We start from the raw sequence: 22,239 nt of genomic DNA, 5'->3' as shown, positions 1-22,239 counted from the left end.
TTCCCCGGTGAAGGTTCGACTGGGGGATGTTGAGAGAGGGCTTCTATCTCGGGCCAAGCCCCGCTCTCATAACGGTTTTTCGCATCGGAGCGACATCGTGCACTGCCTTGAGGCCCATCAGGCGAACCGCCTGCATGGTCCCGTCGCCAGAACGGGTGACACGGTTGAACAGGTCAATGGCGCGGGCGCGTCTGGCAATGTCAGCGCTCCGCGCCTTGGCATAGGCCGCCATCATTGCGGAATCACCCAGCCCCGTCGGGCGGGCTTGTGCCAGATCCAGCAGGGCGATGACATCATTCAGCGAAGTATTCAGCCCCTGAGCTCCGATCGGTGGCAATGCATGTGCCGCTTCGGCAATCACCGCAACCCGCCCTGCCGTCAGTTGATCAGCGGTTTGTGTAATGATTGGCCAGACAGAGCGGTTCCCCTCTAGCCGCATGCGCCCCAGCAGCCCGGTGGAGCGATGAAACATCACCTCTTCAAACTCCCGCACCGGCATCTGCATCAGTTCGACCGCACGCGGCCCCTTGTTCATCCAGACAATGGCCGAGGCATTGCGCCCGTCTATGTCAGGCAATGGCACAATCGTGAAAGGACCGCCCTCGTTGTAGATTTCGGTTGAAATATTGTCATGTGGCAGCTCATGCGTAACCGTGAAGGCAAGGGATTTCTGACCATAACGTGTGGTGCTGACGGTGATCCCGGCCGCCTCTCGTAGGGGAGAGAATTTGCCATCGGCCGCCACCGCCATCCGGGCACGCACCCGCGCGCCATTGTCCAGCGTGACAATCGCCTCCTCCGAACGGTTCACGATTGATTTGAACCCGTGGCCATAAAGCGCGGTGATATCAGGCTGATCCTGCAGATATCCCCAGATTTCGCGCCGCACGACCCAGTTCATCAGGTTCCATCCGAAAGGGTCGTTGCTCATATCTGCGGACTGAAATACACGGCGGTCCCGAATTTCCGGAGGCCAGCCCACGGTGTCGATTACAGCGAGTTGCTCCAGCGGTTTGGCATGCGGCGCAAGCACGTCCCACAGGCCGATCCGGTCAAACAGCCCACGTGCCGGCTGTAAAAACGCAGTGGAGCGCAGGTCGGATTTTTCTTCATCTGCCGTGGTGACCGGCACAAAAGGATCCGCAAGCAGCACTGAAAATCCGGCTGCGGCAAAGGCGCAGGCCGTGACCTGCCCGGCGATCCCCCCGCCGGAAATGAAAAGATCCACGTTGTAATCGGTCATAAGGGCCTCAACTTGTCAGGTGGGATAGAAATCCCGCAAGATCGTCGGTGTGATGGTGGATGTGCTGGGCGGGGACTGCGTCGGGCGCCACATGCACGGTGCGCATTCCCAGGTCATGTGGCACTGCCAGATTGCGGGGATCATCCTCGAACATAGCCGCCTGTCGAGGTGTGATCCCATCCCGCGCAAACACCGCCTCGAATGCGGCACGGTCCGGCTTTGGGTGGAAATCCGCATGCTCCACCCCATAGATTGCGTCAAACAGCCCGGACAGCCCGCGCGCCTCAAGCACGCGTTCTGCGTAGGGGGCTGAACCGTTGGTATAGACAATTCGCCGCCCGGGCAGTGACCTGATCCGGGCCGCAAGCGCCGGGTCCGGCTCCAGCGCGTCGAAGGAGATATCATGCACATCAGTCAGATAGGGGGCCGGATCCACATCATGCTCTCTCATCAGGCCCGCAAGGGTTGTTCCGTGATCGCGCCAATAGGTCTGCCGCAGGTGGTTGGCCTTGTCCCGGGACACGCCAAGCTCTCGCATGACCCAATCCGTCATCCGCTGCTCGATCTGGTCAAACAGCCGGACCGAAGGGGGGTAGAGCGTGTTGTCGAGGTCGAACACCCACTCCGAGATATGCGAGAACTGATCAGCTACCATGGCGCAAATCTATCCTCTCGGCCCGATGGGGGAAAGGTGAGAAACGCGATCAGGACGCATCTGCGACGAGATGTGACGGCTTGGGGTTTGCTTTGTGCCGCGTCGCTGTGCATAACTTGCGCGAAGATGGATCCGGGAGGAACAGGTGGCAGACGTGAAATCAGGGCACAAAGATGCCTACGAGCTGATCCTTGAGGCAATTGACGTCGGGGTTTACAAACCCGGCGATCGGCTGGTTGAAAGTGAACTGGCCGATCGGTTCGGCGTGTCCCGCACCCCCATTCGCGAAGCCTTGCAACGGCTTGAAACACAATCGCTTCTGACCCGTGATGGGCGCAGCCTGATTGTCGCGTCCCTCACGCATAACCAACTTGCCGAACTCTATGTTGTGCGGGCCGAGCTTGAGGGCCTGGCCGCATCACTTGCCGCCCAGCACGCTGCACCGGAAGAAATCCGCGTGTTGCGCGAAATGGTTGAGGACGATCGGGCGCGTCTGGATGATCCGGCGGCCTTGGCACGCTCCAATCGCCGGTTCCACAAGCGCCTGCACCTCGCGTCCCATAATCGCTATCTCGTGCAACAGCTTGATCTCGTGCATCGCACCATGGCGCTGCTGGCCACCACGTCTCTGGCGGCAGAGGGGCGCAGCGAGGTGGCAATTGCTGAGCATGATGCGATTGTGACCGCAATAGAGGCCCGCGACCGGGAGGCTGCCCGGGCGGCGTTAAAAACCCATATTTCCAAGGCGTTTGAAACCCGGCTTAAATTGGATTCCGCGCAAGACGGCGCATGACGGTGGCAGGGCTAACCTGAAGCGCAGCACCGCTTTGAACCTGGTTGAGACGCTGGAAATGTCCCGCCGCGGGTCAAACCCGAACCGGTTTTGCAGAGCTTTCTGAAATGGTGGCTGTGGCCGGCGTGTCAAACTTCCCGTGCTGGGTCTTGTCCCAGTAAAACGGGTGGGTGACGATCTCGATAAAACCTTTCAATGCGGCAATGGATGCAAGCGGATAGTAGAAGTGCAGGGTGGGCACCCAACCTCGCAACCATTTGTGTTTGGGGCCGCTCACGGCCTGAATGCCGATGGCTATGGTCAAGAGTTCCGCAGCCGCAAAACTGATCCCCAGCAAAGCCAGAAGGGTATCGGGCATCACGTCGCGCAAGGGGTGGGGCAGGCCCAGCGGGAAGGCCCAGAAGGTCCAGAGCAGGGGGGCCAGCAACACCCCGGACAGCGATCCGAGAAAAATCAATTGAAACCCGATGAATTTCCAAAGCCCGAGATCAGACAGGAGCCGCGCGGGATGGCGCATATGCACCCCATAGGTCATCGCATATCCCTTGATCCAGCGCGAGCGTTGTTTGATCCAGGGCCAGGCCCGGCAATTCGCCTCTTCTTCGGTAACGGTATCAATCAGTTCCGTGCGATATCCATGACGCGCGAGGCGCACGCCCAGATCCGCGTCTTCGGTGACGTTATGGGCATCCCACCCGCCCAGTTCTTCCAGGGCGCGTCTGCGGAAAAACAACGTTGTCCCGCCCAGGGGAATGGCAAAGCCGATTTGTTCGACCCCCGGCAGAACCAGTCGCCACCAGCTTGCATACTCCACAGTAAAACAACGGCTTAGCCAGTTTGTGCGGGCATTGTAGAAATCCAGCTTTCCCTGCAGGCAGGCCACTTCCGGACCGCGATCTGAAAACCGCTGGGCCACTTTCAGCAATTGATCTGCGGCGGGGGCATCCTCGGCGTCATAGACGCCAATGACGGACCCGCGACAGAAATCGAGCGCAAAGTTCAGGGCGCGTGGTTTGGTTTTCACCACGCCGCGCGGCACGATGACCTGACGCATCCAACGCGGCAGATCTGCCTGTGCCAGCGTGTTCTGTGTCAGGGTGTCATCTTCTTCGACAACCAGGCAGATTTCTAGCAATTCGCGGGGATAGATGATCCGTTCCAGGCGTTTCACCAACCGTCCGGCGATTTCGCGTTCCTTGTAAAGCGGCACCATGATCGAAATCATCGGCAGGCGATGAGGCCTGGGCAGATCTGCCGATCTGGCAAAATCATCCACCGGGGTTTTCTGTCGTCGCCAATACAGAATGCTGGCGGTCAGTTTCAGCGCCGAATTCATCAGCAGGGTGAACACGGCCCAGCCCACCAGAACCGAAAATCCAACAAGGGTGGAATAAAAGAAAAGGCCACACAGGATGGCCAGAAGGAGGGCTGCATAGCGGATAACGGTGTGGGGGTTCCAGCCCCGGCAGCTTTCATGCCCGGCCACGCGGGTCTCGGCGCGCTGGGTCAGGGCGCGATGGCGCATGGCCACAAGGCTGTCGAGGATGTCCTCCTCCGGGGCAATGGCCAGAAAGCTGCGTCCCCAATGCGCGGGAAATTCCTTTTGCAGGGCCTCAAATTCATCGGGTCGTGAACAAATGACGACGGTTCCACCACCAACATTTTTCCACGGCACGACGCGGTTTCGAATGCAGAAATCTGCGCTGAGATCATCGATAAGCCGCACATCCGGGGGATGCCTGTGCAGATCGGCGATACTGCACCCATACTGGCGCGCAAGTGCCGCATAGAGGTCAACCCGGCGCACGAAGCCGTGAGCCAACAGAATATCGCCCAGCCGCACATCCTGCGTGCGCTGTAAGGCGGTTGCGATCTCAAGGTTTTCTTTCGAAAGCGCGCCCATATCCAGCAGAACCTGTCCCAATGGCTTGCGCTGCGGGTGCTGCGCATCCGTCATCGCCGGGGCGGGCGGCGATGTGTCATGGTTCTGAATTAGGCGAAGCGGTGTTGCAGACATGGTGACCGGATTTGGAGTTATATCCGGTCACCATGCGTGGAAAATGATTAACGCCCGGTTAACCTTACCCATAATTGGCGAGTTGATCGGGTGTTAACCAAAAAAGCCCGCGCATTTCTGAGCGGGCTTTAGGATTTATAACGCGGCCGTTTACTTAACCGCTGGCTTATTTGCGGGCATCCATCGCCGATGCGAACCGTTCAAACAGATAATAGCTGTCCATTGGGCCGGGGCTGGCCTCGGGGTGGTGCTGCACCGAAAAGACCGGGCGGCCTTCGATCTTGATGCCGCAGTTTGACCCGTCAAACAGGGAGACATGGGTTTCCACAACCCCTTCGGGCAGGGTGTCAGCGTTTACCGCAAAACCGTGGTTCATCGAGGTGATCTCTACCTTGCCAGTCTCATGTTCCTTGACCGGGTGGTTGGCACCGTGGTGGCCGTGGTTCATCTTGATGGTCTGTGCGCCCAGTGCCAGTGCAAGCATCTGGTGACCAAGGCAAATTCCGAAAACCGGCAAGTCGGTTTCCAGGATTTCGCGGATCATGGGCACCGCGTATTCGCCGGTGGCAGCGGGGTCGCCGGGACCGTTCGACAGGAAGACCCCGTCGGGATTGTGGGCCAGCACCTCTTCAGCGGTGGCGGTGGCCGGCAACACGGTCACATCGCAGCCCGCCGAGGCAAGGCAGCGCAGAATGTTGCGTTTGGCGCCAAAGTCGAGGGCCACAACCTTGTGGCGCGGGTTTTCCTGCTTGGGAAAACCGTCCGGCCAGGCCCAACGCATTTCGTCCCATTTGTAGCTTTGTGCACAGGTCACATCCTTGGCCAGATCGAGCCCTTCGAGGCCCGAAAAAGCCCGCGCCTCAGCCACAAGGGCTTCGACGTCAAACGTGCCGTTGGGGTCATGGGCGATGGCCACATGCGGTGCGCCCTGCTGACGAATGGCGCGGGTCAGGCGGCGGGTATCCACCCCTCCAATGCCGATGCGGCCACGTTTCTCCAGCCACAGGGTCAGCTCTTCGGTGTTGCGCCAGTTCGAAGGATCGGTGGGATCCCACTTCACAACCATGCCTGCGGCAACCGGATCGCCCGTTTCGTCATCTTCGACATTGGTGCCTGTGTTGCCGATATGCGGGAAGGTAAAGGTGACAACCTGACCTGCATATGACGGGTCGGTCATGATTTCCTGATACCCGGTCATAGCGGTGTTGAAGCACAGCTCTGCGGTCGTCATGCCGGTGGCCCCGAAGCCCATCCCGTAAAAGATGGTGCCATCGGCAAGGGCAAGACAGGCGGTGGGGGTGGCGGTTTCTGGTTGGGGGGCAGCTGACATTTTCTCGACTCCGGCAGGCCAAATTGGCGCGAACCTAAGGGGAGGAGCCGGATGGGTCAAGGGGGAGATGCCGAGTCTTGAAAAACATATTTTCCCTTATTTCAAAGGCCTGACGCAATATGTTGGGTGTTGCCTGAAAATGCGGTTTTCGATACATTCAGACTTCGGACCAACAACGGACCAAAGGACATGGACATGCGTGCCCGTATCAATGACGCCCTGAAAACGGCGATGAAAGACAAAGACGCCGTGCGGCTGTCGACCCTGCGTTTGATCAATGCTGCGATCAAAGATCGTGATATTGCCCTGCGTGGGGGTGGCGAGGAGGGTCAGACCTCGGACGCTGACGTGCTGGCGATTCTCGGCAAGATGGTAAAACAGCGACAGGAAAGCGCGCGCGCCTATGAAGAAGGCGGCCGGCTGGAACTTGCTGAAAAAGAACGTGGCGAGATCGAAATCATCGAGGATTTCCTGCCAAAACAATTGGATGCAGCGGAAACCGAAGCTGCCGTTGCCGCGGCCATTGCCGCCGTGGGGGCCGAGAGCATCCGCGACATGGGCAAGGTGATGGGCGAACTCAAGGCCAAATACACCGGCCAGATGGATTTCGGTCGGGTCGGCCCCATGGTCAAAGACAAGCTGGGCTGAACACCTGTTCGGCACCGTTTGAAAACCCCGCATGTCCTGCGGGGTTTTTTATTGCGCAGACTTCACATCCCTCAGGGTCTGAACCAGTTCTTTGTAAAGCTGTGGCCGTTCGCCCTCCGACAAAAACGCGCCAATCTCCACCTCGCGTTCATTGCCCTTCAAGGTGATGTAATGCTTCACCGGTCCCGCCTCGGGGTGCATCTCTACCGTCACCCAATAGGGGTTGGCCTCCCATTCGGCATGGGCGCCACGTGGCCCGTCGCGGGTCAGGGTGATCCGGTCGGGCCAGATCTTCAGCTCCTCCAAAATCTCACCGTCCCGGTAAGAGCGATCAATGAAAAACCAAAGGCCACCAACCGTGCCCAGCAAAATGGGCAGGAATAACCAAAGGCTGGGATGACCCAGCAGCCCCAATAACGGCAGCGCAAACCCGAAGCAAACTGCTGAGATCACCCAGACGAACCCGCGCCGCGACAGTGACCGGTAAGGCCAGAGATGCAGCTCGGCACGCGGTGGTGCCTCGCCCGTTGGCTCTACCCATTCATACGGCATTCCACCTCTCCCACATAGGTGCCCCTTTTTCTTGCGCAAAATACCTCGGGGGTCTGGGGGCAGCGCCCCCGGCATGTCCTCAAAAGAAAAGGCCCGGGACTGAGCCCGGGCCTCGCCTAATTCTCTCACCTTAGTGCGAGTGGCCCTTATCCCACTCTTCCTGCTTCGGCAGGATTTCAAAGGTGTGCTCCGGCGGCGGGCTGGGCAGGGTGAATTCCAGCGTATCCGCATATTCGTTCCAGTAGTTCGGGCGCGTTTCGCGACGGCCCGCCAGCAGGGTGTAGAACACGATGCCGATGAAGAACAGGAAGGACAGGAATGAGATCATGGCGCCGATCGAGCTGATCTTGTTCCAGTAGGCGAAGGCCTCCGGATAGTCGATATAGCGGCGCGGCATGCCCTGACGACCCAGGAAGTGCTGCGGGAAGAAGGTCAGGTTCACCCCGATGAAGAACAGCCAGAAATGCAGCTTGCCAGCCCATTCCGGGTACTGACGGCCCGACATCTTTGCCATCCAGTAATAGATACCGGCAAAGATACAGAAGGCCGCACCCATCGACATGGTGTAGTGGAAGTGGGCAACCACGTAATAGGTGTCGTGATACAGACGATCCACACCTGCCTGCGACAGCACCACGCCGGTCACGCCGCCAATGGTGAACAGGAACAGGAAGCCGAAGGCAAACAGCATCGGTGTCTTGAACTCGATCGAACCACCCCACATGGTCGCAATCCACGAGAAGATCTTAACGCCGGTCGGCACTGCGATCACCATCGTGGCCAGCATGAAGTAGCTCTGCTGTGTCAGTGACATGCCGACGGTGTACATGTGGTGCGCCCACACCACGAACCCGATCACGCCAATGGCAATCAGCGCCCAGACCATCGGCAGATAGCCGAAGATCGGTTTGCGGGCGAAGGTGCCGAAGACGTGGCTGATCAGGCCGAACCCGGGCAGGATCACGATATACACTTCCGGGTGTCCGAAGAACCACAGGATGTGCTGGTAAAGGATCGGGTCACCGCCACCCGATGGGTCAAAGAAGGTGCCGCCAAAGTTACGGTCGACCAGAAGCATGGTGATGGCGCCCGCCAGAACCGGCAGCGACAGAAGGATCAGCCATGCGGTGACAAATACCGACCAGGCAAACAGCGGCACTTTGAAAAGCGTCATGCCCGGTGCGCGCATATTGAGGAAAGTGGTGATGATGTTGATCGCGCCAAGGATCGAGGAGGCACCTGAAACGTGCACCGCGAAAATGGCCAGATCCATCGAATACCCGCCTTCGGTGGTCGACAGCGGCGGGTAAAGCACCCAGCCCACGCCTGACCCCAGCTGATCATTGCCACCAGGCGCGAGGAGCGAGGCCACACCAAGTGCCACACCGGTCGCGTAAAGCCAGAACGACAGGTTGTTCATCCGCGGGAACGCCATATCCGGCGCGCCGATCTGCAACGGCATGAAATAGTTGCCAAATCCGCCGAAAAGGGCAGGGATCACCACAAAGAACATCATCAGAACGCCGTGATAGGTGATCATCACGTTCCAAAGGTGCCCGTTCGGGGTACATTCGGCGGACGCGTCGGCAAAGAAGCGTGCGCCTTCCATACACATGTATTGAACGCCCGGCTCCATCAGTTCCATCCGCATGTAAACGGTGAAGCTGACCGAAATCAGGCCGGTGAGACCTGCCAGAAACAGGTAAAGGATGCCGATATCCTTGTGGTTGGTGGACATGAACCACCGGGTAAAGAACCCACGATCATCGTGGTGGTCATGGCTCGAAATGGCTGCGTCCGCCATAGATACCCTCCCTACGGGTTAGATTTTGACGGGGGAGTCATCCCGTCTGTTTTTTAACGTGTTTAGTATAGGAAGGGGGCTGCGCGCAACAATGTGATGCAGGCGGCAGGGTAAAAAAAACGTCCCGACAGGGGATTAGCCTGCCGGGACGCATATTCTGTGCGGTTGGCGGCGCCAAACAGCGCCCGCCTGAGGGGCCAGCCTTAGTTGCTGGTGGTCGATTCGCCCTCGGCCGCTTCTTCAGCAGCTTCTTCAGCGGGGGCTTCCATTGCCGGGGCCACGCTTGCCAGGTAAGCAATGATGTTTTCCGGCTTTTTCCACTTGAAGGTCATTTTCGACTTGGCTTTGCCGTCACCCAGCTGCTCTTGCAGGAAGCCTTTCGGATCCATGATATAGGCGGCCAGCAGTTCCTCGGTCCAGACAGCGCCGGTTTCGCCGAGGGCGGCAATCGATGCGCCGTATTTGAACCCTTCAACCGAAGCAACCTGACGGCCAACGATGCCGTAAAGGTTCGGGCCGGTTTTACCACCTTTGAAGATCACGTCGCCTTCCGGGCTGACCACGGTGTGACAGGCTTTGCATTTCTTGAAGTCTTTTTCGCCTGCGGCCGCATCACCTTCGGCTTGGGCAGCACCGGCCAGAGCGAAGAGAAGGGCGGCGGATGTAAGAGCTTTTTTCATGTTTGTCCTCGTGTTTGACAGAACCACGCTACTGCACGTGACATTATTTCCGCGCAGACCTTGCCGCAAAATCGGGTGAAATGAAAGGGGCAGAGCTGTGACGGATTGTAACGGATTGCAAAAGAGAAGTGCTTAACATGGAAAGAAATTCTCCGATTTTGCGCGGGGAAGGATGCGGGGGGGCGTGAGGGCCGGCGGGATGCCCTTGAAAATGCCGGAGAAAACCGCTGTTTTGGGGAAAAATACCGGAATATCACCTCCTGACCGGAATATGAGGGCACATAAAGCGACTCTTTCCAGAGGCGATTTACGCTCCTGTCGATCATCGGATTGTGATCAGATGGCGTGTCCGGGGCGGTTGTGTATACGCAAAAAACCGCCGCCCGGCGTCGTGACACCAGCTCGTTTCGTGACACCAGCGTGCGATCAGGCGAATCTCTTGTGGGGAACGGCGGTCGGGGTCAGCCGAACACCTCGTCAAAGCAGCGTCGCAGCGCCACATCCACATCCTCCATCGTGACCGGCAGGCCCAGATCCACCAGGCTGGTCACCCCATGTTCAGAGATTCCGCAGGGCACGATGCCCGAGAAATGCTCCAGATCCGGCTCCACATTGATCGAAATGCCGTGAAAGCTGATCCATTTTCGAAGGCGCACACCGATCGCGGCAATCTTGTCTTCGGGTTTCTGCCCCAGAGCGGTCAGCGGTTTGTCATCGCGCACAACCCAGACGCCGACGCGCCCATCGCGTTTCTCTCCGGTCACGTTGAATTCGGCCAGTGTCTTGATCACCCAATCCTCAAGGGCGGCCACAAAAGCCCGCACATCGCGGCCCCGTGCCCCCACATCCAGCATCACATAAGCCACGCGCTGCCCCGGCCCATGATAGGTATACTGCCCCCCGCGCTTTGACGGGTAGACCGGGAACCGGTCTGGCGCGACCAGATCTTTCGGATCGGCCGAGGTGCCCGCTGTATAAAGAGGGGGATGCTCCAACAGCCAGATCATCTCACCGGCCTCATCACGGGCCATCGCGTCGGCATGGGCCTCCATCCGGGCAACGGCCTGTTCATAATCTACGAGTGTTTCGGCGGTTTCCCAGGTGACGGACGGCATGTTTTCAGGTGCTTTCATAGGGTTTCATTTGGCAGTGAACAGGCGAAATGTCAAAGGCCAGCATGTCGGACCCGACAGGGTGCCCGCAGGCAGGGCGAGGATTGCGAAAATCTTTTTGCAGATCTGGCGCTTTTCCTCTTCACATCCCCCTCAGCCTTCGCTATATCGCCCCTCACCAAGCCTAGATGTGCGGTCGTGGCGGAATTGGTAGACGCGCAGCGTTGAGGTCGCTGTTCCTTAACAGGAGTGGAAGTTCGAGTCTTCTCGACCGCACCATTTACTTCCCCAGAAAATACACCCAGAAAAATTGCTTTTGGGAAGAGCAGGTAAGATCCTGAAATCTATATGATTTGAGGCTTCACTTTTGCATGCCAAGTTTTCAGGCAGGGGCGCCGCAGGACTTGGCGTGTATGTCCATTGGGCAAGCGAATTTGCCCAATGGTGTTGATCCCAATGGCTTCGACTATGCAACCCTGCCCCGGTCCTTGCGACCTTGTTCTGGATCGCAGCGATCCGATACCGCTGTCGCAGGGCAGGGGATCAGGGCCTTACCCGACAATCAGCTGTTTCAGTTGCAGGGCTTCGTGTTCGAGTTCCAGCAGCTTTTGATGAATGAGGTCGCCGATGGAGATCAATCCGACCAGCTGCCCCCCCTCGATCACCGGCATATGCCGGAACCGACCCTCGGTCATGCGCGTCAGAACGGATTCGCTGCTGTCATCCGGGCTGCAGGTCTGAACATCTGTTGTCATCAGCTCCTGAACCTGTCCCGGCAGGGTGTGATCTGGGCGATCCGCAAGGGCCCGCACGATGTCACGTTCCGACAGGATGCCAACCAGCTCTCCTTCCGGATCGATCACCACGATGGCGCCAATGCGTTTGTCACGTAGGATTGCGACCACGTCACGGACGCTGGTCGTTGGTGATGTGGTGATCACCTCATGCCCTTTGTGATCCAGAATCGTGTGGATGTGGGATTTTTCGACCCGCTGAATGCTGCGCGTGTCCTGACTGTGGGTGTGCGGAGTTTTGTCATCTCCGCGCATCGGTGATTGGTAAGATGTCGGCATGGCGGCCTCTCCTTCCCGAACGGATTGTCATTCTCGTATGGTTTCAGCATAACCCAAATATTGGAAAGCGGAGAAAAAACATGGAAGTTGCGACAGATAGCCTGATGCTGAGCTCGTTCTGGGCGACGATCATCTTTGTTCTGGCTTGCCTGTGCGGCTATCAGTATCGCCGTGTGTGGAAGGCAGAAGGGCCGCGCTGGCAGCTTTGGGTATTTGGGGGGCTGGCCGCAAGTGCGCTGGCCGTGCTGGCGTTTGTGCCGCTGTCGGCGGGATAACTCAGTCGCTGGTCGTGAATGCCGTGAAGGGCAGGAGGGGTATCAGCCCTTGCCGGCGGCCAGCCGTTCGGCCTTTTCGCGGGCCTCACGCTTGCGCGGGCATTCCAGCCGGTCCCGCAGGGGGCTGTCCGGGTCAATTTCCTTGTTGCAGACCAGACAATGATCCGCGCCGCTGATCGCGTTCAGCCCGCCACAGCTTCCCTTGATCGTGCGCCCCATGAGAATCACCCCAAGCGCCATGCCCAGCATCACAATCAGCAAAATGGCGAAAGTCATGAAGAAGGTGGTCATCTCGGTGCGCCTCTTTTTGTCGGGCAGGTCTTGCTGCGTGTCCCTATATCATATCGGGACCGGCAAGGCGGAGATCAAGCCGGGTCGCGGCTTGATCTCGAAACTGTCAGGCGGTCAGCGCGGTGAAACGCGAGCTGGCCGAGGTTTTGAACCGCAGATCACTTGCCGCTTCGTCGCGGTCGATGAACAGCACGGCGAGGTTATGGGCTTCTGCGATTTCCAGACCACGCTCGCGGCCCAGGATCAGCATCGCCGTGGCCCAGGCATCTGCCAGCATCGAGTTTTCTGCCAGCACCGTGGCCGAGGCGGTCTTGTGGGTGATCGGGTGGCCGGTTTTCGGGTCGATCACATGCGAGTAGCGCACACCGTCTTTTTCGTAGTAGTTGCGGTAATCGCCGGAGGATGCGAGGCCCAGACCCGAGACGCCGATCACGTCCTGCATCCCACCGGAAAGGGCTGCGGGTTTCTCGATCCCGATCTGCCAGGGCAGACCGGCCTCATTGCGGCCCGAGGCGTAAAGATCACCGCCGATTTCCACCATGTAGTCCGAAATGCCGATTTTTTCCAGCGACTTGCCAACCATGTCAGCGCCATAGCCTTTGCCGATGGCCGCCAGATAAACCTGTGCGTCAGTGCGGGTTTTCTGCAGCGCATTGGTGCCAACCTGCAGCGTGTTCGCGTGACCTGAACGCGCCTGAGCCTCGGCAATCTGCGTCATGTCGGGCGTGGCCTGTGCTCCGGGCGCGCCAAAGCCCCAAAGCTCGATCAGCGGCCCGATTGTGGTGTCGAAGCGACCATCGCTGGCCACATGCACCTGTTCCGCGGCCTGCATCACATTGGACAGATCGGCAGAGACCTGGACCGGGGCGGTGCCGGTCTGTGCATTGAAGCGCGAGATTTCGGATTTCGGATCCCAGTTCGACATCTGCTGGTTCACTTTGACCAGGGCAGTGTCGATGGCAATCTGAATGTCAGCTTCGCTCACCCCGTTCCCCGGATCACGGGCAATCACGTTGTAGACCGTGCCCATGGTGAGGCCGGTCAGCTTGTAGAAGGCCTGCGATGGTTTGCAGGCTGCAAAAGCCAGAGGCATCAGAAGGAAACTGCGGCGTGAGAATTTGGTCAGGTCAGGCACGTGGAAACCCCTTTTGGTCACGGATCGGTCGTTTTGCACTACAACAAGGCGCTTTTCTGCGACATTGCGGTTCAATTCAACCAAAAAAGTTTGGGTAAGAGGGGAAATGACCACTTTCACCCAGGGCAATCTCATTGCATAAGCTACCCAGCCAATCTGAAGAGGTGAACACTGTGCAGCGTTTCTTGCTACGCAAGGGATTGAACATCCCTATATCCGGAGCGCCAAGGGCTGACATCGAAAACGGGGCTGAGCTGCGTCGTGTCGGTATCCTTGGAGATGACTATCTTGGGTGGAAGCCACGCATCCCCGTGGAGGTGGGTGATGTGGTTGGGGCCGGTGCCCCTGTGCTCGTCAACAAGGACATGCCAGATGTGCAGGTGGTTTCCCCTGTGACCGGCAGGATCTCTGCGATCAATCGGGGCGCGCGGCGCAAGTTGATCAGCATCGAGATCGAGGTGGATGAGAGCGCAGCCGAGCCTGTTGATTTTTCCGGGGTAGGGGATGTGTCCTCACCCGAGGGTGTGGTGGAGCGTCTGTGCGCCGCCGGTCTGTGGACATCGTTCCGCACCCGTCCCTATTCCAAAACTCCGGCCCCGGACACGCGTCCTGCCGCGATCTATGTCAATGCGATGGACAGCGAACCGCTGGCTGCGGACCCGGCCCTGATCATTGCCGAAGAGGGCGACGCCTTCACCAGCGGGCTTGAGGCAGTGGCCTCGCTCTCGGACGGAAAGACCTATCTGTGTCACAGCGATGGAACCTCTCTGCCGGGGCAGGATCTGGCCGGGGTGGAGGCCGCAGCTTTTGCCGGGCCGCATCCGGCGGGGCTTTCCGGCACCCATATGCATTTCCTGGAACCGCCCCGCGCGGATAAGACCGTCTGGACCATCTCCTATCAGGACGTGATCATGATTGGTCGCCTGCTCCTGACCGGTAAATATGACGCCCGGCGGGTGATTTCGCTGGCGGGTCCGGTCTGCAAGGATCCCCGCCTTCTGCGCACGGTGGCTGGTGCGTCGATGGCGGATCTGGTGGCGGGCGACCTGCCTGCGGATCTGCCGGTGCGGATGATTTCCGGGTCTGTCCTAAGCGGCCGCGCGGGCGCGGGCGAAAGCGCCTATCTGGGTCGCTATGCGCGCCAGATCACCCTGATCGAAGAGGATCACACGCAGATCCCGCTGGGCTGGATCCGTCCGATGTTTGCGAAATACGCGGTGCAGCCGGTGCTCGGTTCGGCGCTGTCGCGCCTGTCGAACCGCACCTTCCCGCTGACCTCGAACCTCAATGGTGGCCGCCGTGCAATGGTGCCGACCGGCACGTTCGAGACGCTGATGCCGCAGGATTTCCTGCCAACCCAGCTGCTCCGGGCGCTGTTGGTGATGGACACCGATCAGGCTCAGGCGCTGGGCGCGCTGGAGCTGGACGAAGAAGATCTTGGCCTGATGGGTTTTGCCTGCCCGGCCAAATATGAATACGGTCTGGCGTTGCGCGATGTGCTGACGAAGATCGAGAAGGAGGGGTAAACCTTGGGCTTGCGAAACTTTTTCGATCGGATCGAGCCGCATTTTGAGAAGGGCGGCAAATACCACAAGTATTACTCCATCTACGAGATGGTGGAATCTCTGGTGTATACGCCGAAGACCGTGACCACGGTCGCCCCTCATGCGCGGTCCTACGTGGATATGAAGCGGATCATGACCTATGTGGTCATCGCGACGATCCCCTGTATCCTGATGGCGCTTTACAACACTGGGCTGCAAAGCAACCTTGCGATTGCCGAATTTGGCCCCTCGGGCTGGCGTGCGGGCATCATTGAGGCGCTGGGTATTGGCTTTAATGCCGCCAACCCGGTGGCCAATATGCTGCATGGGCTGCTTTACTTCCTGCCGATCTATATCGTGACCCTCGTGGCGGGCGGCATTTTCGAAGTGATCTTTGCCACCGTGCGCAAACATGAGGTGAACGAGGGGTTCCTTGTCTCCTCGATGCTGTATGCACTGATCCTGCCCGCCACCACGCCGCTGTGGCAGGTGGCCCTGGGGATCATCTTTGGCGTGGTGATCGGCAAAGAGGTCTTTGGCGGCACCGGCAAGAACTTCCTCAACCCTGCGCTGACCGGCCGGGCGTTCCTTTACTTTGCCTATCCCGCCCAACTGTCAGGCGACAGTGTCTGGGTGCCGGTGGATGGGTTCACCGGGGCAACCGCTCTGGCCGTTTCTGCCGCTGATGGTTTTCAGGAACTCGCCGCGCGGGGCGTGACCTGGTGGGACAGCTTCATGGGGTTCATTCCTGGCTCGATGGGGGAAACGTCGACCCTGGCGGCGCTGATTGGTCTTGTCTTCCTTCTGGCCACCCGGATTGCCAACTACCGTCTGGTGCTGGGTTGCCTGATTGGGATGATCGGGTTTTCGACGCTCTTGAACTGGATCGGGTCGGACACCAACCCGATGTTTGCCATGCCGTGGTATTGGCATCTGGTTGTCGGCGGGTACGCCTTTGGTCTGGTGTTCATGGTCACCGAGCCTGTGTCGGCCTCACAAACCAATATGGGCCGTTATTTCTATGGCGCCCTGATCGGTTTCATGGTGGTGATGATCCGCGTTGTGAACCCGGCCTTCCCGGAAGGCATGATGCTTGCCATCCTGTTCGGCAATGTCTTTGCGCCGTTGATTGACTACTTCGTTGTTCAGGCCAATATCAAACGTAGGGCGAAGCGAAATGCCTAACGATCTTCAAAACGACACCGCGCCAAAGGGCGCGATCCGCCGGTTCCTGGATCTGCCCGCAGATTCCGTTGCCAAAACCGTTTTCGTCGCCGTGACCCTCTGCCTTGTGGCCTCGATGGTCGTGTCCGCCGCGGCCGTGGCCCTGCGCCCGTTGCAGGCGGTGAATGCGCTGAAAGACAAGCAGATCAACATTTTGCAGGTTGCCGGGATTTATGACCCGAACGCCGATGTGCTGGAAAGCTTTGCCGCGTTTGAACCGCAGGTGCTGGAGCTGAAAACCGGGGCGTTCACCGACGCCTTTGATCCGGCCAGCTTTGATGACCGCAAGGCTGCCGATGATCCCGCGACCTCGGTTGCGCTGGAGGACGACCCCGCAGGCATTGGCCGTCAGGGGCAGTTCGTGACCGTTTATCTGCTGCGCGATGAGGCTGGCGCCATCGACAAGGTGATTTTGCCGCTGCACGGCTATGGCCTGTGGTCGACGCTTTACGGCTTTATCGCCCTCGAAGAGAACGGCAACGACATCTTTGGTCTGCAATTCTATGAGCACGCCGAGACCCCCGGTCTGGGCGCCGAGGTGGACAACCCGCGCTGGAAAGCACTGTGGAAGGGCAAGAAGCTGGCGGATGCGAGCGGAGACCTGAAGATCAGCGTGACCAAAGCGATGCCAGCCGCCGGGGCGGAGTATCATGTGGATGCGCTGGCCGGGGCCACTCTGACCACGGCAGGGGTGCATAACCTTGTCAATTTCTGGATGGGTGAAGCGGGCTACAAGCCGTTTCTGGAAAATCTGAAAGCGGGGAACATCTGATGGCGCATAAACGCAAAGACATGTTGACCGACCCCTTGGTCGACAATAACCCGATCACGCTTCAGGTTCTGGGGATCTGTTCGGCGCTCGCGGTGACCTCGTCGCTGCAGGTGGCTTTCGTGATGGCGATTGCCGTGACCTTTGTGACGGCGTTCTCCTCGATGTTCATCTCGATGATCCGCAACCACATTCCCGGCTCGATCCGCATTATCGTGCAGATGGTGATCATCGCGTCCCTCGTGATCCTGGTGGACCAGCTTCTCAAGGCCTATGCGTTTGAGATTTCAAAAACCCTGTCGGTCTTTGTTGGCCTGATCATCACCAACTGTATCGTGATGGGCCGGGCCGAGGCATTTGCCATGAAGAACCCGCCGATCGACAGTTTCATCGACGGGATCGGTAACGGTCTGGGCTATGGGCTGATCCTGATGCTGGTCGGCGTTGTGCGTGAGCTGTTTGGCTCGGGCAGCCTGTTTGGTGTGACCATTCTGGAAACCGTGAACAACGGTGGCTGGTATGTGCCGAACGGCCTGTTGCTGCTGCCGCCATCGGCATTCTTCATCATCGGTCTGATCATCTGGGCCTTCCGCACCTGGAAGCCTGCGCAGGTCGAGGAACGTGAATATAAAATTCAGAACGTTGGGGGGCACTGATGGAAGGGCTCATCTCACTTGCCGTCAAGGCGATCTTTGTTGAAAACCTTGCGCTCAGCTTTTTCCTTGGCATGTGTACCTTCATCGCCGTGTCGAAAAAGATCTCAACCGCAATCGGTCTGGGGGTGTCGGTGATGATCGTGCAGGCGATCACCGTGCCGGCCAACAATCTGATCCTGACCTATCTTCTCGCCCCCGGCGCGCTGGCCTGGGCGGGGTTCCCGGATGTGGATCTGACCTTCCTCGGACTGATTTCCTATATCGGCGTGATTGCAGCACTGGTGCAGATCCTGGAAATGGTGCTCGATAAGTATTTCCCGCCGCTTTACAACGCGTTGGGTGTGTTCCTGCCGCTGATCACCGTGAACTGCGCCATCCTTGGTGGCTCGCTGTTCATGGTCGAGCGTGGCTATGACTTTGCCGAGGCTGCGACCTATGGGATTTCCTCGGGCTTTGGCTGGGCGCTGGCGATCACGGCAATGGCCGGGGTGCGCGAAAAGCTGAAATACTCGGATATCCCGGATGGCCTGCAAGGTCTGGGGATCACCTTCATCACCGCAGGGCTGATGGCAATGGCCTTCATGTCCTTCTCTGGCGTGAAACTCTGAGGGGGAAGACATGGAAACTTTCAGCCTAGGTATCATCCTCTTCACCCTGATCGTTCTGGCGCTGGTGGCAATCATCCTCGCCGCGCGGTCGAAACTGGTCTCGACCGGTAATGTGAACATCACCATCAATGGCGAAAAGACCATCTCGGTCCCGGCGGGGGGCAAGCTGTTGCAGACCCTCGCGGGCGAGAAGATGTTTGTCCCTTCCGCCTGCGGCGGCGGTGGCACCTGTGCCCAATGCCGGGTGAAGGTGCATTCCGGCGGCGGCTCGATCCTGCCGACCGAGGAAAGCCACATCACCAAGCGCGAAGCGTCCTGTGGTGATCGCCTGTCGTGCCAGGTGGCCGTGAAGCAGGATATGGAGATCGAAGTCCCCGAAGAAGTGTTCGGCGTGAAAAAGTGGGAATGCACCGTGCGTTCCAACGAAAACGTCGCCACTTTCATCAAGGCGCTGGTGTTGGATCTGCCCGAAGGTGAGGATGTGAATTTCCGCGCCGGTGGTTACATCCAGATCGAAGCCCCCGCGCATAAGCTGAGCTATACTGAGTTCGACATCGAAGACGAGTATCGCGAAGATTGGGACAAGTTCAATCTGTGGCAATATGAAAGTGTCGTGGATGAGCCGGTCGAGCGCGCCTATTCGATGGCCAACTACCCGGATGAAAAGGGCATGATCATGCTCAATGTCCGTGTTGCCTCGCCGCCCCCGGGGGCCGAGGGTATCCCGCCGGGCAAGATGTCGTCTTACATCTTCAACCTCAAACCCGGTGACAAGGTCACCATTTCCGGCCCCTATGGTGAGTTCTTCGCCCGTGAGACCGACAAGGAAATGGTGTTCATCGGTGGCGGGGCCGGTATGGCGCCGATGCGTTCGCATATCTTTGACCAATTGAAGCGCCTCAAGAACAAGGATCGCAAGATCACCTTCTGGTATGGGGCACGCTCCAAGCGCGAGATGTTCTTTGTCGAAGATTTCGACGAGCTGGCCAAGGAGTTCCCGAACTTCACCTGGCATGTGGCCCTGTCGGATGCACTGCCCGAGGATGAGTGGACTGGCTATACCGGCTTCATCCACAATGTGCTGCATGATGAATACCTCAAGGACCACCCGGCGCCGGAGGATTGTGAATTCTACATGTGTGGCCCGCCCATCATGAACTCGTCGGTGATCAATATGCTGCTGGAGCTGGGTGTGGATCGCGAAGACATCATGCTGGATGATTTCGGCGGCTGACACGTCCAACCGGACCGCACCGCATTGGACGGGACGAAAAAGACAACAAGGGCTGTGCGCATTTTGCGGGCAGCCCTTTTTCTTCCGGCAAGTTTTTCTTCCGGCAAGGCGGGCGCAGCAGGCGTATCAAATCCGCAACCTCGGCGCAGTTTTCGCGCACAGTTTTCTTTCCCCCCCGGCACAAATCTTTTACCTTGATCTGATACATGTTCATAAGCGGCCCTGTCCGTTAGATTGTTTAAAAAGACACCGAGGCTGAGCACCCGCCCATGATCGCTGAATTCAAGGCTCTTTCCCGCCTGACGCTGGACACGGCGCGCGACCTTGCGCCCATTGTCGGCGTGGTGGCGGTGTTTCAGTTTCTGGTGCTGAAGCAGCCGATTGATGACATTTCGACCAAGCTGATCGGGCTTTTATTCGTGATGATCGGACTGGCCGTGTTTATCCGCGGGTTGGAGCTTGCCCTGTTTCCACTGGGGGAAAGCCTTGCAGATGCCTTTGCTAACAAGGGTAACCTATTCTGGCTGTTGCTTTTTTCCTTTGCGCTGGGGTTCGGCACCACCGTGGCGGAACCCGCACTGATTGCCGTCACCGGAGAAGCCGCACGCACCATGAGCATGATCGGCGCCGTGGCGGATGCGCCGGCCGCGCAGAACGCCTATGCAGATGCGTTGCGCTATACCGTTGCCGTGGCGGTGGGGGCGTCGCTGGTGATCGGCGTGCTGCGTATCCTGTTGGGCTGGCCCATTCAGTATCTGATCATTGGCGGCTATGTGATTGTGGTGATCATGACCTGGTTTGCACCGCCCGAAATCATCGGCATTGCCTATGACAGCGGGGGGGTGACCACCTCAACCGTGACCGTGCCGCTGACCACCGCGCTGGGGGTGGGGCTGGCCTCTGTGATCAAGGGGCGCAACCCGATGATTGACGGGTTCGGGCTGGTGGCCTTTGCCTCTCTTCTGCCGATCATTTTCGTGTTGGGCTTTGGCATCGTGGCCGTCGCCGGAGGAGAGACGGGATGATTGCCGACCTCATTCGAACCATCCTGTCCACGGTGCTGGATATTCTGCCGATCGCGGTGATTTTGGCGTTTTTCCAGGTGGTCGTGCTGCGTAAACCAGTGCCGCATCTGCGGCAGGTCCTGCTTGGATCGGTTTACGTGGTGCTGGGCCTTGGATTGTTCCTGTTTGGCCTTGAACATGCGCTGTTCCCGATTGGCGAAAGCATGGCGCGGCAGCTGACAGATCCGTCTTTTATCGGCAATCCGGCCGATTGGAGCGCCCATGGCTGGACCTATCTTTTTGCTTTTGCCATCGGGTTTTCCACCACCATTGCCGAACCCTCGCTGATCGCCGTTGCCTTGAAAGCACGGGATGTCTCGGGCGGGGCGGTCAGCGCCTGGGGGCTGCGGATCGCTGTGGCGATTGGTGTGGCGCTGAGCCTGGCGGTCGGCACCTACCGAATTGTCACAGGGACGCCACTCTATCTTTACATGATCGTCGGCTACGTGATTGTTATTGCCCAGACCATGACGGCGCCGCGGATGATCGTGCCGCTGGCCTATGACAGCGGGGGGGTGACCACCTCTACCGTGACCGTGCCGCTGGTGGCGGCGCTTGGGCTGGGGCTGGCCTCGACCGTGCCGGGGCGCAGCCCGGTGCTGGACGGGTTCGGGCTGGTGGCGCTGGCCAGCCTCTTCCCGATGATCACGGTGATGGGCTATGCGCAGCTTGTGGAATGGAACGCGCGACGGAATGGTATGAAACAAGTCATCGAAGGCGACAGAGAGGATGCGCCATGAAATTCAAACTGATCATTGCCCTGGTTGAGGATTCCAAGACCGACACGGTGCTGGATGCAGCCCGCGCCGCCGGGGCCACCGGGGCCAGTGTGATCACCTCTGTGCGTGGTGAAGGGCTGAAACAGAAAAAGACCTTTCTGGGTCTGACCGTCGCCGGTCAGCGCGATATGACCCTGTTTTTGGTCGAAGAGCACAAGGCGGCCTCAATCATGGAGGCGGTCGCCGGCGCCGGTGCTTTTTGTGAGGAGCCGGGCAGCGGCGTGGTGTTCCAGATTGATATCGAAGATGCGATCGGGCTGGAAACCCAGGTGGCGGCCCTGCGTGATGCGCTGAAGGAGGATGAGCTATGAGCCAACCGGAAGTGACCCGCGTGCGCAATGCCATGCAGCCGGATCCGCGTGTGGTGGACGGGCTGTCTTCGACCCGCAAGGCGCTGGAAATCATGGAAGAAACCGGTGTGGACGCATTGGTGATCGGCAAGCGAGATGAAGCGGATGAATATGGGTTGATCACCATCGGCATGATTGGCCGGGATGTGATCTCGCACAATCGCAATCCAAATCGCGTCAGCATTTACGAGATCATGGAAAAACCCACCCTGACCGTATCCGCCGCGATGCAGGCGCGTTATGCGATCCGCCTGTTGACACGGCTTGAGGCGACCCACGCGCTGGTGACCGAGATGGATCTGGTGGTGGGCTATGTAACCCTGCGCGACCTGACCCTGGCCGAGTTCCGCGACCAGTTTCCAAAAGAGTAACGTGCAGGGGGGCTGCGGCCACGCGCCCCGGT

The 22,239-nt window shown here is 58.8% G+C and carries 24 protein-coding genes and 1 tRNA gene; 14 read left to right on the top strand and 11 right to left on the bottom strand.

What is annotated here, in order from left to right; all coding sequences use genetic code 11:
- Nucleotides 1–43 precede the first annotated feature (43 nt).
- Together XMD517_RS07090 and XMD517_RS07085 are read right to left on the bottom strand one after the other, a co-directional pair.
- Nucleotides 44–1,243: an FAD-dependent monooxygenase gene (locus tag XMD517_RS07090; protein ID WP_173485681.1), complete on the bottom strand. Its 1,200-nt coding sequence runs from the start codon at nt 1,241–1,243 to the stop codon at nt 44–46.
- A 7-nt stretch (nt 1,244–1,250) separates the two neighbouring features.
- On the bottom strand, nt 1,251–1,898 hold the full coding sequence (locus XMD517_RS07085; RefSeq protein ID WP_173485680.1) for a pyrimidine 5'-nucleotidase: 648 nt from the start codon (nt 1,896–1,898) through the stop codon (nt 1,251–1,253).
- 154 nt (nt 1,899–2,052) lie between these two features.
- Between XMD517_RS07085 and XMD517_RS07080 the strand changes: the two genes are divergently transcribed.
- Nucleotides 2,053–2,691, top strand: coding sequence for a GntR family transcriptional regulator (locus XMD517_RS07080; protein WP_371732381.1), 639 nt, complete (start codon nt 2,053–2,055; stop codon nt 2,689–2,691).
- A 73-nt stretch (nt 2,692–2,764) separates the two neighbouring features.
- Here XMD517_RS07080 and XMD517_RS07075 read toward each other — a convergent pair whose 3' ends face one another.
- Both XMD517_RS07075 and carA read right to left on the bottom strand, forming a co-directional pair.
- Nucleotides 2,765–4,708 carry a glycosyltransferase family 2 protein gene (locus XMD517_RS07075; RefSeq protein ID WP_173487781.1) on the bottom strand — a complete coding sequence of 648 codons (1,944 nt, stop codon included), beginning with the start codon at nt 4,706–4,708 and terminating at the stop codon, nt 2,765–2,767.
- 166 nt (nt 4,709–4,874) lie between these two features.
- Nucleotides 4,875–6,038, bottom strand: a complete 1,164-nt coding sequence (gene carA / locus XMD517_RS07070; RefSeq protein WP_173485677.1) for a glutamine-hydrolyzing carbamoyl-phosphate synthase small subunit — start codon at nt 6,036–6,038, stop codon at nt 4,875–4,877.
- 189 nt (nt 6,039–6,227) lie between these two features.
- Here carA and XMD517_RS07065 point away from each other — a divergent pair, with 189 nt between their 5' ends.
- A complete protein-coding gene (locus XMD517_RS07065; RefSeq protein WP_173485676.1) occupies nt 6,228–6,686 on the top strand; it encodes a GatB/YqeY domain-containing protein in 459 nt (152 codons plus the stop codon).
- A 48-nt stretch (nt 6,687–6,734) separates the two neighbouring features.
- Here the strand turns inward: XMD517_RS07065 and XMD517_RS07060 are convergent, their stop codons facing one another.
- The 4 genes from XMD517_RS07060 to lipB form a co-directional block, all read right to left on the bottom strand.
- The gene (locus XMD517_RS07060; RefSeq protein WP_173485675.1) at nt 6,735–7,238 is read right to left on the bottom strand and encodes a DUF2244 domain-containing protein; all 504 of its coding nucleotides are present in this window, start codon (nt 7,236–7,238) and stop codon (nt 6,735–6,737) included.
- A 130-nt stretch (nt 7,239–7,368) separates the two neighbouring features.
- Nucleotides 7,369–9,042, bottom strand: a complete 1,674-nt coding sequence (locus XMD517_RS07055; RefSeq protein WP_173485674.1) for a cytochrome c oxidase subunit 1 — start codon at nt 9,040–9,042, stop codon at nt 7,369–7,371.
- Nucleotides 9,043–9,245: 203 nt separating this feature from the next.
- On the bottom strand, nt 9,246–9,722 hold the full coding sequence (locus tag XMD517_RS07050) for a cytochrome c family protein (RefSeq protein WP_173485673.1): 477 nt from the start codon (nt 9,720–9,722) through the stop codon (nt 9,246–9,248).
- Between the two features lie 461 nt (nt 9,723–10,183).
- Complete coding sequence (lipB, locus tag XMD517_RS07045; RefSeq protein ID WP_254449679.1) at nt 10,184–10,855, bottom strand: lipoyl(octanoyl) transferase LipB; 672 nt, start codon at nt 10,853–10,855, stop codon at nt 10,184–10,186.
- Between the two features lie 171 nt (nt 10,856–11,026).
- Here lipB and XMD517_RS07040 point away from each other — a divergent pair.
- Nucleotides 11,027–11,113, top strand: a tRNA-Leu gene (locus XMD517_RS07040).
- 272 nt (nt 11,114–11,385) lie between these two features.
- Here the strand turns inward: XMD517_RS07040 and XMD517_RS07035 are convergent.
- On the bottom strand, nt 11,386–11,907 hold the full coding sequence (locus XMD517_RS07035; RefSeq protein ID WP_173485672.1) for a CBS domain-containing protein: 522 nt from the start codon (nt 11,905–11,907) through the stop codon (nt 11,386–11,388).
- An 80-nt stretch (nt 11,908–11,987) separates the two neighbouring features.
- Here XMD517_RS07035 and XMD517_RS07030 point away from each other — a divergent pair, with 80 nt between their 5' ends.
- Nucleotides 11,988–12,182, top strand: coding sequence for a hypothetical protein (locus XMD517_RS07030; protein WP_055189847.1), 195 nt, complete (start codon nt 11,988–11,990; stop codon nt 12,180–12,182).
- Between the two features lie 42 nt (nt 12,183–12,224).
- Here XMD517_RS07030 and nqrM read toward each other — a convergent pair whose 3' ends face one another.
- Complete coding sequence (gene nqrM, locus XMD517_RS07025) at nt 12,225–12,473, bottom strand: (Na+)-NQR maturation NqrM (protein WP_055189845.1); 249 nt, start codon at nt 12,471–12,473, stop codon at nt 12,225–12,227.
- Between the two features lie 106 nt (nt 12,474–12,579).
- Nucleotides 12,580–13,608 carry an FAD:protein FMN transferase gene (locus tag XMD517_RS07020; RefSeq protein WP_368493334.1) on the bottom strand — a complete coding sequence of 343 codons (1,029 nt, stop codon included), beginning with the start codon at nt 13,606–13,608 and terminating at the stop codon, nt 12,580–12,582.
- Between the two features lie 173 nt (nt 13,609–13,781).
- Here XMD517_RS07020 and XMD517_RS07015 point away from each other — a divergent pair, with 173 nt between their 5' ends.
- From XMD517_RS07015 to XMD517_RS06970, 10 genes are all read left to right on the top strand, one after another.
- Nucleotides 13,782–15,134, top strand: a complete 1,353-nt coding sequence (locus XMD517_RS07015) for a Na(+)-translocating NADH-quinone reductase subunit A (protein ID WP_173485671.1) — start codon at nt 13,782–13,784, stop codon at nt 15,132–15,134.
- Nucleotides 15,135–15,137: 3 nt separating this feature from the next.
- Entirely contained in the window at nt 15,138–16,337 is a 1,200-nt protein-coding gene (locus tag XMD517_RS07010; protein WP_173485670.1) for an NADH:ubiquinone reductase (Na(+)-transporting) subunit B, read from the top strand.
- Nucleotides 16,330–17,148 (top strand): Na(+)-translocating NADH-quinone reductase subunit C, encoded by an 819-nt coding sequence (locus XMD517_RS07005; RefSeq protein WP_173485669.1) that lies wholly within the window; start codon nt 16,330–16,332, stop codon nt 17,146–17,148. Before XMD517_RS07010 ends, XMD517_RS07005 begins: the two co-directional genes overlap by 8 nt.
- Nucleotides 17,148–17,801, top strand: a complete 654-nt coding sequence (locus tag XMD517_RS07000; protein ID WP_173485668.1) for an NADH:ubiquinone reductase (Na(+)-transporting) subunit D — start codon at nt 17,148–17,150, stop codon at nt 17,799–17,801. Before XMD517_RS07005 ends, XMD517_RS07000 begins: the two co-directional genes overlap by 1 nt.
- Nucleotides 17,801–18,409: an NADH:ubiquinone reductase (Na(+)-transporting) subunit E gene (nqrE, locus tag XMD517_RS06995; protein WP_173485667.1), complete on the top strand. Its 609-nt coding sequence runs from the start codon at nt 17,801–17,803 to the stop codon at nt 18,407–18,409. The genes XMD517_RS07000 and nqrE overlap by 1 nt, the downstream gene beginning before the upstream one ends.
- A 10-nt stretch (nt 18,410–18,419) precedes the next feature.
- Nucleotides 18,420–19,643 carry an NADH:ubiquinone reductase (Na(+)-transporting) subunit F gene (gene nqrF / locus XMD517_RS06990; RefSeq protein WP_173485666.1) on the top strand — a complete coding sequence of 408 codons (1,224 nt, stop codon included), beginning with the start codon at nt 18,420–18,422 and terminating at the stop codon, nt 19,641–19,643.
- Between the two features lie 269 nt (nt 19,644–19,912).
- On the top strand, nt 19,913–20,668 hold the full coding sequence (locus XMD517_RS06985; protein WP_173485664.1) for a DUF1538 domain-containing protein: 756 nt from the start codon (nt 19,913–19,915) through the stop codon (nt 20,666–20,668).
- Nucleotides 20,665–21,447: a DUF1538 domain-containing protein gene (locus XMD517_RS06980; RefSeq protein WP_173485663.1), complete on the top strand. Its 783-nt coding sequence runs from the start codon at nt 20,665–20,667 to the stop codon at nt 21,445–21,447. Before XMD517_RS06985 ends, XMD517_RS06980 begins: the two co-directional genes overlap by 4 nt.
- Nucleotides 21,444–21,797, top strand: a complete 354-nt coding sequence (locus XMD517_RS06975) for a P-II family nitrogen regulator (RefSeq protein WP_173485662.1) — start codon at nt 21,444–21,446, stop codon at nt 21,795–21,797. Before XMD517_RS06980 ends, XMD517_RS06975 begins: the two co-directional genes overlap by 4 nt.
- Nucleotides 21,794–22,207: a CBS domain-containing protein gene (locus tag XMD517_RS06970; protein WP_173485661.1), complete on the top strand. Its 414-nt coding sequence runs from the start codon at nt 21,794–21,796 to the stop codon at nt 22,205–22,207. Before XMD517_RS06975 ends, XMD517_RS06970 begins: the two co-directional genes overlap by 4 nt.
- Nucleotides 22,208–22,239 lie beyond the last annotated feature (32 nt).

Source organism: Aliiroseovarius sp. xm-d-517 (assembly GCF_013283135.1).
Lineage (GTDB): Bacteria > Pseudomonadota > Alphaproteobacteria > Rhodobacterales > Rhodobacteraceae > Aliiroseovarius > Aliiroseovarius crassostreae.
Note: the sequence above shows the minus strand (reverse complement) of the source record. Positions and strands in the feature narration are given on the sequence as shown.